This window comes from Brevibacterium sp. CBA3109 (genome assembly GCF_040256645.1).
In the GTDB taxonomy this organism is placed as follows: Bacteria; Actinomycetota; Actinomycetes; order Actinomycetales; family Brevibacteriaceae; genus Brevibacterium; species Brevibacterium koreense.
Genome location: NZ_CP158281.1, coordinates 1,296,991 through 1,310,996, shown reverse-complemented (window position 1 = coordinate 1,310,996; position 14,006 = coordinate 1,296,991). Strand labels below are relative to the sequence as shown.

Here is a 14,006-nt window from a genome sequence, read left to right as displayed (position 1 = left end):
AGATATGTCATTGACAAGAAACCAGATGGCGGCCCGCGCAGCCCTCGAGCTCGAAGACGGCAGCTACGTCAACCTGGGCATCGGAATGCCGACACTCGTGCCCAACTACCTGCCCGAGGGGGTCGACCTCGTCCTGCAGTCGGAGAACGGTCTCCTCGGCGTCGGCCCCTACCCCACCGAGGACGAGATCGACCCTGATCTCATCAACGCCGGCAAGGAGATCGTCACGATGCTCCCCGGTGCTTCCTACTTCGATTCTGCCGCCAGCTTCGGCATGATCCGCGGCGGCAAGGTCAATGCTGCGATCCTCGGCGCCATGCAGGTCGCCACGAACGGCGACATCGCGAACTGGATGATTCCCGGCAAGATGGTCAAGGGAATGGGCGGTGCCATGGACCTGGTCCACGGAGCGCAGCGCGTCATCGTCATCATGGACCATGTCGCCAAGGACGGCTCACACAAACTCCTGTCCAGCTGTGAGCTGCCACTGACCGGCAAGGGCGTCGTCAGCCGCATCATCACCGATATCGCCGTCCTCGACGTCTCCGGGGACTCCTTCACCCTCGTCGAACTGGCTCCCGGTGTCACCGTCGAAGAAGTCAAGGAGAAGACCGGCGCCCAGGTGAACGTCCCCGACGACGTCCCCACCATCAGCGTCGACGCCGCCTGAGGCACTGACCGCCGGGTGGCTGGAGGGTTGCGGCGTTCAGCCTCCTGATGCACCCAAGCGCTGGGTGGTACCACGAGGTGCTGCTGTCCTGGTAGTTTGCTGCGAGGCCGTTCTGGGCCGATTCCTTCCGAGGAACTCTGCCCGGGGCGGCCTCTTTGCATGTCTCAGGGTGCCGCGAGTGACCCGGGTGAGCACTTCGCAAGCGCGTCTCGGCGATCAGAGCACTTGCCGGCCCGGTGCACCACGCACCACCAGTCGCTGAACACCGCGTTAGCTGCATAGACACCATATAGTTCAGCAACCCCTACACTCAGCAGCAAACGGCACCTCAGCAACGAGTTGATCTGCTGCTGACGGTACGGGGTGCGCGAGGCCTCAGTGCCCAAATCGCCCGCTGCCCAAATCGCTTGCGCCCACCAACACACATCGAATATGCGAGAGGCACAGGCGGAATCTGCGCGACACGTCCAGCAACGGCAGGTGGCTCGGACCACCGCCAGTCGGCTCGGACCCAGCGCAGACGGTTCAGGCGAAGGGCAGCGAGGTATCGAGACCGGTAGTCGCCACGAACAGATCCCCATGGCCGTCCGCGGTCACTGTGGGCTCATTTGCCGGGATGAACACGCTCTGACCACGTGTGAGTGTCACTGTGGACCCGAGGGAGGCCACAGTGATGCTTCCCGACGTGCACAGGGCGATGCTCGCGCCTCGGCGTTCAACCTGCGTCAGTCGTGGGCACCGCAGCGACTGCAGTGCGAAGTCCTCGGTCGTGCCGAGGAGGATTCCGTCACGGTCAGGTTCAACCATGCGAGGCTTGGCCGCGGTGAACTTCGCAACCTTGCCCAGCTCCGGGATATCGATGTGCTTGTTCGTCAGTCCCCCGCGCAGAACATTATCGCTCGAGGCCATGACCTCGATCCCGGTCCCACCCAGGTAGGCGTGCAGCACGCCCGATTCCATCGTCAGGGCTTCCCCCGGTTGGAGATGGACGCGATTGAGCATGAGTGCCATGAGCACTCCCGGATCGGAGGGGTAGTCAGCCACAAGTTCGTGAAAGGTCTCAGCAGGATCGACTGCTGTGCCTGAACGACTGATGTGGCCTTCGGGCAGTTCTGCCAAATCCTGACTGGCGACCTCGTCAACGAAGCCAGCAGACCGCGAGTCGCCGAGGACGAGCTCGACTGCTTTGGCGAAGGCCTTGGCCTCGGTCACGGATTTCAGCGCCGAGATCACGTCACCCAGAAAGTCCAGGGAGGTCGGTGACAATGACAGTGACAGCAGACGCTCGAAGGTTGCACGCACGGCCTTGCGCGACCGGAATCCGGTCAGCGCGTGGAATTCGGTGAGGGCGTAGATGAGTTCCGGTTTGGCGGAGGTGTCTTTGTAGTTGCGAGTCGGGGCGTCGAGATCGGGGCCCTCAGACTCCTCCCGGGCGAATCCGATGACCGCCTGCTCCGGATTCGGATGCACCTGGATCGAGAGCGCCTTCCGCGCGGAGAGGACCTTGAGCAGGAATGGCAGACGTGGACCGAATACCTGCAGCGAATCGTGGCCCAACAGGCCCGCAGGGTCGCCGGCAAGGTATTCGATGAGGTTGGGGCCAACCGTGCTGCTGTCCGTCTTCACATCCAGAGATGATGATCCCTGCTGCGCGGCACGGCAGGTCGAGCGCTGCTGATCAAACTGTCCGGTGTCCAGATGAGAGGGGCTGAGGGGGTGCGCTCCGAGCCAGAGCTCTGCGCAGGGAGTGCCGTCGGGTGCGGTTCCCAGAATTGCTGGGATCGCGTCCGTACTGCCCCAAGCGAAATTCTTGACCGTGTTGTGCAATCGACGCACTGTCTTGGTCCCCTTCGGCTGGACTCATCGGATGAACATACGCAATTGTCGTGCGTGTTTCTCCACGTTAGCGCGTTCACCTGGACTAATCACGGTTTTCCGAGGTGGCTTCACTGACTGTTCAGACCAGGACATCTGCAATTCATCGCATGGTCAAAGGCGCATGGAACCGCAACCAAAAGTGCCTCGCGGCCGGTTCATTTCAGAACCGGCCGCGAGGCACTGGAGCTATCTGCCGAGTCTTACCCGACCGATGCAACCTTGCAGTCATCAGCCGACGACGCGAATGACCTTCGCTCCACGATTGAGCATCCAGCTGTAGCTGCGCTTCGTCGTGTTCGTCCGGGTCGAGCCCGCATCGTACATCTGCCCCTTGGTCTCGGAGATGATGCCGATGTGTCCTGGGATCCAGATCATGTCGCCTGCTTTGGCTTCGCTGGCCGGGATGACCGTGCCGGCGTTACGCTGCTGACTAGTAGTTCGCGGCAGGTTGATGCCGTGTTTGCCATAGACGTACTGGGTGTATCCCGAGCAGTCCCAGCCCCTCGTCGGTGAGGTTCCACCCCAGACGTACCTCACGCCGAGGTGAGCTTTCGCTTCCTTGACGATGGAGTCACGCTGAGCCTGGATCTTCTCAGCCTTCGACGGCTTGTCGTCCTTCTTGTCGTCCTTGGACTTTTCGTCCTTAGACTTTTCGTCCTTGTCTTTCTTGTCATCCTTAGGCTTGTCCGACTTCGGCTTGTCGTCGTCCTTGGACTTATCGTCCTTGGACTTGTCGTCCTTGGACTTATCGTCCTTGGACTTGTCGTCCTTGGAATCCTTGTCGTCACCCTTGGCGTCTGTATCGTCTGTAGAACCTTCCCCGGAGTCTGCAGCCGAACCGCCATCGGTGGCGTTGTCCCCCGGTGGCGCCGACTCATCGGCACCACCGGAGGCCTTGGCATCATCGGGATCACCCGGACCATTGGTATCGACTACGCCGCCGTCAATGGTTCCGGTGGGCGAGAACTCTGTGGTTCCATAGCCCTCGGCCCAGACGAGTCGAGCACCTTCGAACAGCTGCTCTCCTCGTCCGTCCTTGTACACCGGATCCGACTCGGGGTAACCGAGGTGTCCTTTGACGGTACCTTTGTCACCCCAATACTTCAGAAGTGTTCCGGTGGTGTAGTGAGCACCTGTGTCTTTCGACCAGTAGATATTGCCCTTCTGGAACGACTGCGCCGCTCCCCCGTCCTTCAAGCCACCCTTCTCTTTCGAAGTGGGCAGGCCCAGCTGGGTCACGACATCACCCTTATACGAGTTCTTGATCGCTCCCGAGAGGTGGTAAGCACCGGTCTTCTTGGACCAGTAGACGTTGCCCTTCTCGTAGGCACGGGCACGTGCGCCGTCCACGCCCTTGAGGTCGTGTTCCTTGCCTGTGGCCTTGCCGAGTTCCTTCGCGTGGTCCGCAGCGTACTTCTCGATCTCGGTCTTCGGCTTCGGCGTCGCCGTCTTGCCGTCGTCCTTCTTGGAGTCGTCCTTCTTGGAGTCGTCCTTCTTGGAGTCGTCCTTCTTCTTGTCGTCCTTCTTGGAGTCGTCCTTCTTGGAGTCGTCCTTCTTGGAGTCGTCCTTCTTCTTGTCGTCCTTCTTGGAGTCGTCCTTCTTGGAGTCGTCCTTCTTGGAGTCGTCCTTCTTCTTGTCGTCCTTTTTGCTGTCGTCCTTCTTCTTGTCGGACGGCAGGTCACCGGACTTCATGACGTCGGAGACGGTTGAACGGATTTCGCCGAACTTGGCGTAGAAGGCATCGCCCGGGCAGGCAGTGGTGCCGAGGTTACGGTGACCGACGATGGTCGACTTACCGGCCTTGACGTTGTTGAGAGAGAACTTCCAGGCGATGGCCGCTGCCACCGCATCGCGGGTCTTCTTCGGCGGCGCCTTGGTGTCGAAGCTGCCCATCACGGAGATTCCGACAGTGCCTGTGTTGTGTCCGGCAGTATGTGCACCGATCACTGCTTTGTTGATGTCACCGCCACGGCCCTGCCACAGACGGCCGTACTTGTCGGCGAGGATGTTGTAGCCGATGTCGTTCCATCCACGGCCTTTCTGGTGGAAGCTCTGGATACCGCGCAGAATTGCCGGCACGTCTTCCGCGGAGTAGCTGTTCGATCCATCGGTGTGGTGGATGACGGCCTGTTTGATTCCGCTGGCGTAGTCGGGGCTTCCGCTGTAGGACTTCGCCCCCCATGAAGAGCGCGAGCCGATCTTGGGCTTCGGCACCTTCTTCGACTTCGCAACAGTCGTCACTGAAGACGAGTCAGGTACGTAGTTCTGATTGCTCACCTCAGCCTGACCGGGGGCGGCAACTGTCTCCACAGTTGAGTCATCTGAGGCGGCCGGTGAAGAGCCTCCGACGCCTTCGGATGGGTTGGAGCTCTGCGGCTCGATCTGAACCGGGTCATTTTCAGCCACAGCGGCAGCATCGTTGGCGTCGCGTTTGGGATCAACGAGGACGAGTTCGGCGTCGCTGGGCGCCTTGTCGCCCAGAATGCGCATCTGCACACCCGAGGCATGGTTGATCGTAAACGGCTCGGAACCCCGGTTCTTCGATTCGTCCTGCCGGTCCTCATCGAGAGAATCCCAGCTGCCCCACTCAGAACCGCTCTTGACCCGGACCTGGATGCGGATGTTGGACTGCGACTCGGAGAAGGTGAAGCCGACGAGGCTCGGGTTGTTGGTGGGAACGTCGAGCACGTCGGAGATCAGCGCGATATTCACGCCGTCCTCGGTCTTCTGACGAACCGAGCCGGAGATGTCGTCGCTGTCGCCGGATTTGTCGGACGATTCAGCCCCCTTGGACTTCTCGTCCTTCGTTGCTGAGTCCTGCTTACCTGATTCATCGGCAGGAGCAGATGGAGCGGCCTTCGAGGCGGACTCTGCAGGGGCACTGGCTTCGCTTCCGCCCTCGGGTGACGACAGTCCCGTGGAGACGGGATTGATCGAACCGGTGGAAGCGCCGACAGCAGAAGCGCCCGAACTCACGTTGACGGTGGCAGGCACACGCGTAGAGGCGACAGCGGTCTGCGACTTGAAGATGTTCGGCAGGTTGCTGGTTGCGCTCTGGTTGGCGACATTGGCAGAGGAATCACTGGAAGCGCGGGCGCCGGGGACGTTGAGTCCGTCTTCGCTCACGCTCAGCGCCTCTTGGGTCACTTCCGGCTCAGTCGACGCCGCGAAGGCAGTCGGTGCCGTGACCGCTAAGGTGCCGACGAGTGCGACCGAAGCGCAGCCCGCGACTGTGGGCAATAAAAGTTTCATCGTTACAGCCTTTTCGAGGAAGTCAGGGAAGTTCAGGCCCTGGAATCATCTCACCGTTGGCAGGACGGTGGGTAATCCCAACATCTCAAAATTGTTACACATATACGGCGTGTCAGACTAGCCAAATAACAAAATAATCAAGTTACACCGGTGTGATTCCCAGTGTTTGCAAGGGACACACCGAGCGAAACTTTTTCCTGGAATCCGTCGCAATTCCCGGCTGCGGTCAGCCAGCGCACAAGGTCGACTGGGTCATCGATGCCTCAAGGCACGTAGCAGATAGCTCTCTCTGCACTCTCTTTGCCCTCGTCAGAGCCGCTTCCGGTGCCACGTTGAGCACTGATCTGGGTGCTGATACCGGTTGCGAGTCCACGGCTCGCATTGACCCCGGCGAGTGCTCCGGACGTGTCGCCTGGCGCTGCTTGAGCGTCTTTGTCCTTCTCAGCATCCTTGGATGATTCTGCGATCGCGTCCGCAACCAAGGTCCTGGCGGCGTCAAAGTCAGGGTGTGATGGTGTCACGTTCGGCGGAGTGAGGTCAAGCGATTCAATCTTCTGCGACTTCACCTTCAGCGCCAGATCCACGAACTCGTCCACCTCGGAGGAGGGAATGTCCGTCGACAGTGCCCCTGGGGTTGCCTTGGCGATCTCCTGGTACCGAGTGAGAACTGTGGCGGGGTCGAGCTGCTTGACCATAGCCGTCTGCACGCAGCGCTGCCGGATCATCCGTTCGTAGTCGCTGGAGAACTCACGAGAACGCGCGAACCACAATGCGTGGAAGCCGTCGAGCTTCTGCTTGCCCGGCTCAATCCACCCCTTGACTGGACCATGCTCGCCGGTGGTCGGATCGACTTTCGAGGAGATCGGCACCCGCTTTCCCGAAACCAGCGTGATCCCGCCCAGGGAATCGATGAGATTCTCGAATCCCTTGAGGTTGACCATGGCGAAGTATTGGACTTCGAGACCCGTGACCGCCGAGGCGGCATCCATCGTGGCCTGCTCCCCTGCTCGTTTCGGGTTCTCGAACTCGTCCTTGTGTCGCTCACCTTGCTGGAAGACCGCATTGAGCAGGCATTCGTCGCCGCAGTTGAACCCCTGTGGGTACTGCTTATGCAGCGGCGAATCCTTGGGAAAAGGCACATTCTCCATGTTGCGCGGAAGACCGACGATGACGGTCTTGCCGGTCTTCGCATCGATCGAGACCAGGGACAGCGAATCCGGGCGGATGCCGGTGCGCCCCTTGCCCGCATCTGAGCCGAGGAGAAGGATGTTGTAGCGACCGTCCACGGGTTTCGCGGCCTTCCCTGAGGCGAAGAGATCAGCCATCAGTCCGCGCTGGGAGTCCAGCAGCGTCGTGCCCCAGGCCAGCGGGCCCACAACGACGAGAACCAGAGCGCAGAACGCGGCGAGGAAGCGTTTGCGCGCCCTCGCCGACAGAGTGACCAGCTTGATCCGGCGCAGAGCATCGAAGAGGCACACGATCCAGTTGATGGCGATGACCGGCAGCCAGATGGTGAGGAACGTCAGCAGGAAGGTATTCGTGCCGATGGTGAAGAGGAACTTCTTGTCGATGAGAACCACGATCAGTGCAATGATCGCGAGTATCCAGCTGAGCGCGGTGATCGACAGCGAGATCTTGGCCCAGCGACGAGCCCGGAACAGCAGCTGCACTCCCCCGGGAATGAGAACGGTGACCAGGAGAAGAATCCACGCCCGTACATCCCGCGTCGGCTGTGAAGCGTACGACGGATGATGGATGGGGTCGACGTATCTCGTTTCGGCCACTGACCTACCTTTGCCTCGCGCTCGTTGCTGTTATGGCCACCTGCGCGGACCCGAAGCCCGCGGCGACACAGACCACTGTGCCAAACCTTCTGGAGAGTCCACTGTGTTCATCTATTGTGGCGCGTGCGAACCCGGGATTCCGGCACATTCGGCCTGCGCATGTCGCGTCGGGACAGGTGTACTTGATCACAGACGCTCGGCGCGTGTGCCTCAGTGTGAGCGCGCAGAGAAGAAGGCCACCTCCCGCAGGCGGTGACCTTCTTGCTTGAAGCATGAGCTCCTCCCCGCCGAGGCGGGTCTGGACTCAGCTGATGAGCTTGCGCCCCATCACCATGCGCTGGATCTGGTTGGTGCCTTCGTAGATCTGTGTGATCTTCGCATCACGCATCATCCGCTCGACAGGATGGTCGACGACATATCCGGCACCCCCGAGCAGCTGCACGGCATCGGTCGTGATCTCCATGGCTGCGTCCGAGGCGAAGGCCTTCGCCGCGGCTCCGAAGTACGTCAGGTCGTCATCGAAACGCTCGCTCTTGGCTGCCGCCGTGTACGTGAGCTGACGGGCTGCTTCGAGTTTCATGCCCATATCGGCGAGCATGAACTGGATCGCCTGGTTCTCGGCGATGTTCTTGCCGAACTGCTGGCGTTCCTTGACGTAGCCCAGCGCATAGTCGAGCGCCCCCTGGGCGATGCCGACGGCCTGCGCGGCAATCGTCACGCGAGTATGGTCCAGAGTCCGCAGAGCGATCTTCAGGCCCTCACCGGGGGCACCGATGATGCGGTCGCCGGGCAGACGGACATTGTCGAAGAGGAGTTCGCGCGTCGGCGAGCCTTTGATGCCGAGCTTGCGCTCCTTCTCACCGAAGGTGAATCCTTCGTCGGACTTCTCAACGACGAAGGCGGAGATGTTGCGTCCGCGCGCACCGTCTGGGTCAGTGACGGCCATGACCGTGTAGTAGTCGGAAACGCCGGCGTTCGTGATCCAGGTCTTGACGCCGTTGAGGATCCAGTCGTCACCATCGGCCAAGGCACGGGTCTTCATCGAGGCCGTATCGGACCCGGCTTCGCGCTCTGAGAGCCCATAGGAGAACCCGGCCTCACCGCGGGCCACTGACGGGAAGTACTTCGCCTTGATCTCTTCGCTGCCGCCGAGCTGGACCGGCATGCTGCCGAGCTTGTTCACGGCGGGGATCAGAGAGGACGAGGCGCAACCACGGGCGACCTCTTCGATGATGATGGCCACTGCCAGCGCGTCAGCACCCATGCCGCCATGTTCCTCGGGGATGTGGGCGGCGAAGAAGTCGGTCTCGACGAGAGCGTCGTGGGCTTCCTGCGGGTAGCGGGAATCGGCGTCAACCTCGGCGGCAAAGGGTGTGATCTTCTTCTCGACGACGTTGCGCACTGCGGCGCGAATCTCTTCGTGTTCTTCGCTGGGCTGATAGAGGTCGAACATCATTCTCCTATAACTGATCGATCGTTAAGTACCACCATTATCGCCGCAGGGCCTGCCCTTTGTCGAGAGCGATCTGCCGCAGCTGGCTCCGATACTCGTCGAGCCGGCCGCGGATCGCCTCCGCTGCAGCGGTGTCACCGGCGCCTAAGATTCGGGCGGCGAGGAGTCCTGCATTCTTGGCTCCGCCGATGGAAACGGTGGCCACAGGGACGCCTCCGGGCATCTGCACGATTGAGAGCAGAGAGTCCATACCATCGAGGTACTTCAGCGGGACGGGGACCCCGATGACCGGAAGTGATGTCATCGAAGCGATCATCCCGGGCAGGTGGGCCGCTCCCCCGGCGCCGGCGATGATGACACGCAGTCCGCGGTCTGCGGCGGTCTTGGCCCATTCGACCATATCCTCGGGCATGCGGTGGGCTGAGACGACCTCGGCGGTCGACTCGATGCCCAGTTCCTCCAGGGCCTCGGCCGCGGCCTTCATCGTCGGCCAGTCCGAGTCCGAGCCCATGACGATTCCAACGACAGCGGTGCCTGAATTCGCAGAGTCCGGCACCGAGGTGGCTCCTGGGTTGTCGTGAGTCGTGGAGCTGGCGTCATTCGCTGGAGACATATCAGACCCTTTCGTCGCCGGAGATGGCGGGAATGCCTGCGGAGTCATCGGCACCTGAATTCGTATTCGCGTCAAGGTCTGCCGGGGCCGGCATCTGAGGATGCGGGTTGACGTCGACGCCGGCGATGAAGTCCGCTGCATGACGGGCGCGAGCGAGCACGAGGTCCGCGTCCTGCCCGTAGGCGTTGACATGGCCGACCTTTCGGCCCGGGCGCACTCCCTTGCCATAGAGGTGGACCTTGACCGCCGGGTCGTGGGCCATCACATGCAGATAGGGGTGGTAGAGGTCTTCGTGGTCGGCGCCGAGGATGTTGACCATCACGGAGACATCTTCCCGCGCCGCGGGACTGCCCAGGGGCAGGTCGAGGACCGCGCGAAGGTGCTGTTCGAACTGGCTGGTCACGGCCCCGTCCTGGGTCCAGTGACCGGTGTTGTGAGGACGCATCGCAAATTCGTTGATGAGGAATCCCTCGGCGGTCTCGAACAGCTCCATCGCCATCACACCGGTGACGTCGAGGGCACCGGCGACCTTGAGGATCGCCTCGGTGATCTCTCTCGCCTTATCTGCGGCCAGCCCCGGTGCAGGCGCGATGGCCTCCTTGCACACACCGTTCTGCTGCCAGGTCTCGACGACGGGCCACACCGCCGTCTGGCCCATCGGGGAGCGTCCGACCATGACTGCGAGCTCACGGGTGAAGTCCACCTTCTCCTCGGCCAACAGCTGCCCGACCTCGTCGAGCCAGGTGAGAGCCTCATCGATGGTGTCAATGACTCGCACACCCTTACCGTCATAGCCACCGCGAGGTGTCTTGAGGATGAAGGGGAATCCGACTCGCTCCGCGAATGCGACAACATCGGCGCGCGATGTGATCTCCGCCCAGGCTGGATTCGGCAGCCCGAGTTCGTCCATCCTCCTGCGCATGAGGATCTTGTCCTGAGCGAAGATGAGGGCCTGCGGTCCCGGGCGGACTGCGTGGCCCGCCTCGGCGAGAGCCTGCAGGTGTTCCGGGGGAACATGCTCATGGTCGAAGGTCACCACGTCCACCGTCTCGGCGAAGGCCTTGAGGGTCGCGAAGTCCGTATAGTCTCCGACGCTCACCTCATTGATGACCTGAGTGGCCGGGGCATCGGCGGTCTCAGCGAGAACTGAGAAGCGGATGCCGAGGGCTTCTGCGGCAGGGGCAAGCATACGTGCCAATTGGCCTCCGCCAATGACACCAACACGAGGAAAAGTCACATTCTCCATCCTATCGTCCACCGCAGACATGAGACGCGCAGGTTCAGCATGCGAGTCCCGGCCGCGCTGAGGGAGCCCGGCCTCAGTTGGAGAGTCTCAGGCGCCATAGCGAGGTCACCTCTACGCCGCGTGCCCTGTGAAGTTCGTCCTCGGTGTCCGAGGCACGAGGGTGGCGTGGAGCTGTGTCGTGTCGATCATGGACTCGCAGCCCCGCAGCGGTGATGCGCTCAAGCAGAGCCTCTCGGGTCCTCAGACCAAGGTGCTCGGCAAGATCGGACAGAATCAGCCATCCCTCGCCGGCAGGGCTCAGATGCGCAGCCAGACCCTCGATGAAGCGGTGGAGGACATCGGAGTCGGGGTCGTAGATACCGGCCTCGAGCGCAGACGTCGGGCGGGCGGGCAGCCACGGCGGGTTGCACACGATGAGGTCGGCGCGTCCCTGCGGGAAGAGATCGGCCTCCACCACCTCGGCGGACTCAGCGAGACCCAGATGCTCCAGATTCTCCTGGGCACAGGTCACCGCACGGGGATTGATGTCCGTGGCCACGACGCGTTCGACCCCGCGGCGCAACAGCACTGCGGCGAGCACGCCGGTGCCCGTGCCAAGATCGAAGGCCGTCTCGGGTGCAGATGAATTGCCTGTCACGGACTCGGGAAATGGTGTCTGAGCGACGAGATCGACGTATTCGCCGCGGATCGGGGAGAACACACCGTAGCGGGGGTGGATGTCCTCACCGAGGGCGGGAATGGCCACGCCCTTCAGTTGCCATTGGTAGGCACCGAGCACCCCGTTCAACTCGGTCAGCGAGACGCACATCGGTCCCGTCGACGGCCCGTAGGCGGCCTCACAGGCCAGCCTCACATCGGGGGCGCGGCGCAGGTTCAACTGGTAGCCATCGTCGAGTTCGACGATCAGCGCACCGAGCAGACGGGCACGATCGGCGATGGAGCGACGCTGCGCTTCGAATGCCCCCGCACCGCTGCCTCCGCCGCCACCGTGTTTGCCGGCTCCGCGGCGGGCACTGTGGCGTTTGACACGGCGGTCCATCGCCTGCAGCAGCTGACGACCGTTATGGTAGTCCCCGCGCCACAGCAGCCCAGCCCCGGATCGGGCCAGACGGTAGGCGGCATCGGCAGTGATGTCGTCGCTGATCACCGTCACTTGCGTCGGGGCTGCGGACTGGTTCTCCGAATGCCAGTGCGCCGACCGTTGGGCCCCGTCCTCGGTCCAGTCGAGTGCGGTCGTTGAAGGTTCGAGGCCGGTCACTGGGGGTTCCTGAAGGCGCTGATCACGGGCCCGGCTCACACCACGAGCAGAGGAATCTGCAGCTCTCGTGCCGTCGTCGAACCATGGTGTCCGATGAGCGCGATCGCGGAGGCAGATTCGTTGTCCGAGTCGACGATGGCGAATTCGTCCTGGCAGATGACCATGAAGTCCCCGATGCGCTGCCGGAACCGGGGATCGACAGGGCCGAAGTAGCCGCGCCGGATGGCCTCATCGCGACTGAGGATGAGCGCCCTGTCCCCCACCGTCTCGGTCCAGGCCGAGTAGACGTCGGCCTCGGCACCTTCCTGGGCATAGAGATGGACCGCGCGCGGCTCGCCGCCGACGTGTCTGACCCCCGAACGCAGCGCGGGGGCATCGGCGAGGTCGAGACGCAGAGTGTGGTCGATGTCGACCATTCCGTGATCGGCGGTGACGATCATCGTCGAATCGGCCGGCAGGCCGTTGGCCAGCTGCGACAGCGCCAGGTCGACGTGTTCGAGTTCCTCGGTCCACTGCGAGGAGTTCGACCCGTGGACGTGGCCGGTTTTGTCGAGGTTGCCCCAGTACAGGTAGACGAGTCGACGGCCGGGGGCCTTCGCCTCTTCGATGGCCTGGGCGCAACGCTGTTCGAGTGTCTTCGAAGCCCGGAACCGTCCCCCGCGCAAGGAGGCTCTGTTCAAGCCTCGTCCGGCGAACTTGGCCTCGCCGAGGCTGACCACGTCGACCTCGGCCTCGGTGAGACGTTCGAACAGTGTTGCGTCGGGCACCCAGGAGACCGGATCGACGTCGAGGTCCCAGGTCAGCTGGTTGAACACGGCGTCTTTGGCCGGGTCGAGCACACGGTATCCGACGACTCCGTGGCCACCGGGCAGACGTCCTGTGGCCAGCGAGGACAAGGAGTTCGCGGTCGTCGAAGGGAACCCTGTGGACAGAGTTCGTCGCGAAGCCGCCAGGGACCGGAAGAAAGGGGTGTAGCCGCTGTACTGCTTGAGCTGACTCTCCCCCATACCGTCGATGAGCACGACGATCGTTGTCCTCGAGTCCCTATCGAGGCCCAGAGACTGAGCCCGAGCTCGCGCCGTATCGTCGAAGATGTCCCCCGCGCCGAGGCTGAGCGCCGCGGCCGGAACCACGTCGGAGAGGATGGGACCCGAATAGTCGGGCGGCCCCGTCAGCGGTGAAGCGCTCGCATCCGCCATCAGCGGCGTGACCGGAGCCTGGCGTGGAACACGGCGGCACGCAGCTTTCCGGCGAATTCCGCGATGCGGTCAACCGCCGCCTGCCCTTCGGCCTCGGCGGACACGCGCAGCATGACGTCTTCTGAGAAGATCGATCCGCCGTAGCCGTGGTCAGCTGCGCATTCCGGGTCGCCGCAGGTCTCAGGGAAGGCTTCGATTCGTCGGGAGGCACCCCATGACATGGTCAGAGACACCTCAACCGGTTTATCTCCGGGAATGAATGCGGCCGGGTCTGCGAAGGTCCGGCCGACCATGACGGTGCCAAGACGCTCGAGTTCGATGTCCTCGCTGCTCGTCACGGCCCGCGGTTTGGAGCCGGGGGCAGCGTTCGGGTCATCGTCGACGTGCGCGAGCAGCAGTCGCGTTTCGGTGAGCACGAAGGCAGTGACGTGACGGTGGATGGATTCGATGTCGACATGTGTGTCGATGTGGACGAAGTGAGCGAGGACCGGTTCGCCGAACAGAGAATCAGCCAGAATCCCCTGTGTGAGCTGTGGGTAGTATCCGGCCGACTGCAGATCGTGAACGAGAACTTCGGGTAAAGCCATGACTCCCATTGTGCCGTACTCGACCGGCTCTTCCCACTTTGCCCCATTCCTTCGGTGCCTGTTCTG

General features: G+C 62.4%; 10 protein-coding genes. 1 reads left to right on the top strand and 9 read right to left on the bottom strand.

The genetic code is table 11. The annotated features are described in order from the left end of the window. Positions 1 to 4 precede the first annotated feature (4 nt). Positions 5 to 670, top strand: coding sequence for a CoA transferase subunit B (locus tag AAFP32_RS06030; protein WP_096177442.1), 666 nt, complete (start codon positions 5 to 7; stop codon positions 668 to 670). A 525-nt stretch (positions 671 to 1,195) separates the two neighbouring features. On the opposite strand, the gene manA is transcribed toward AAFP32_RS06030, so the two are convergent. The 9 genes from manA to AAFP32_RS05985 all read right to left on the bottom strand — a co-directional run bounded on the left by manA (position 1,196) and on the right by AAFP32_RS05985 (position 13,940). Next, positions 1,196 to 2,506 carry a mannose-6-phosphate isomerase, class I gene (gene manA / locus AAFP32_RS06025; RefSeq protein ID WP_350271046.1) on the bottom strand — a complete coding sequence of 437 codons (1,311 nt, stop codon included), beginning with the start codon at positions 2,504 to 2,506 and terminating at the stop codon, positions 1,196 to 1,198. A 270-nt stretch (positions 2,507 to 2,776) separates the two neighbouring features. Further along, positions 2,777 to 5,800 carry an NlpC/P60 family protein gene (locus AAFP32_RS06020; RefSeq protein WP_350271045.1) on the bottom strand — a complete coding sequence of 1,008 codons (3,024 nt, stop codon included), beginning with the start codon at positions 5,798 to 5,800 and terminating at the stop codon, positions 2,777 to 2,779. A gap of 263 nt (positions 5,801 to 6,063) precedes the next feature. Next, entirely contained in the window at positions 6,064 to 7,584 is a 1,521-nt protein-coding gene (locus tag AAFP32_RS06015) for an LCP family protein (RefSeq protein WP_350271044.1), read from the bottom strand. A gap of 304 nt (positions 7,585 to 7,888) precedes the next feature. After that, the gene (locus AAFP32_RS06010; protein ID WP_180959914.1) at positions 7,889 to 9,040 is read right to left on the bottom strand and encodes an acyl-CoA dehydrogenase family protein; all 1,152 of its coding nucleotides are present in this window, start codon (positions 9,038 to 9,040) and stop codon (positions 7,889 to 7,891) included. Between the two features lie 34 nt (positions 9,041 to 9,074). Next, complete coding sequence (gene purE, locus AAFP32_RS06005) at positions 9,075 to 9,650, bottom strand: 5-(carboxyamino)imidazole ribonucleotide mutase (protein WP_373270349.1); 576 nt, start codon at positions 9,648 to 9,650, stop codon at positions 9,075 to 9,077. 1 nt (position 9,651) lies between these two features. Further along, entirely contained in the window at positions 9,652 to 10,896 is a 1,245-nt protein-coding gene (locus tag AAFP32_RS06000) for a 5-(carboxyamino)imidazole ribonucleotide synthase (protein WP_096167471.1), read from the bottom strand. Between the two features lie 73 nt (positions 10,897 to 10,969). Next, the gene (locus tag AAFP32_RS05995) at positions 10,970 to 12,154 is read right to left on the bottom strand and encodes a class I SAM-dependent methyltransferase (protein WP_350271043.1); all 1,185 of its coding nucleotides are present in this window, start codon (positions 12,152 to 12,154) and stop codon (positions 10,970 to 10,972) included. 35 nt (positions 12,155 to 12,189) lie between these two features. Then, the gene (locus tag AAFP32_RS05990; RefSeq protein ID WP_350271042.1) at positions 12,190 to 13,353 is read right to left on the bottom strand and encodes a nucleotide pyrophosphatase/phosphodiesterase family protein; all 1,164 of its coding nucleotides are present in this window, start codon (positions 13,351 to 13,353) and stop codon (positions 12,190 to 12,192) included. Beyond that, entirely contained in the window at positions 13,353 to 13,940 is a 588-nt protein-coding gene (locus tag AAFP32_RS05985) for a DUF5998 family protein (protein ID WP_096167603.1), read from the bottom strand. Before AAFP32_RS05985 ends, AAFP32_RS05990 begins: the two co-directional genes overlap by 1 nt. Positions 13,941 to 14,006 lie beyond the last annotated feature (66 nt).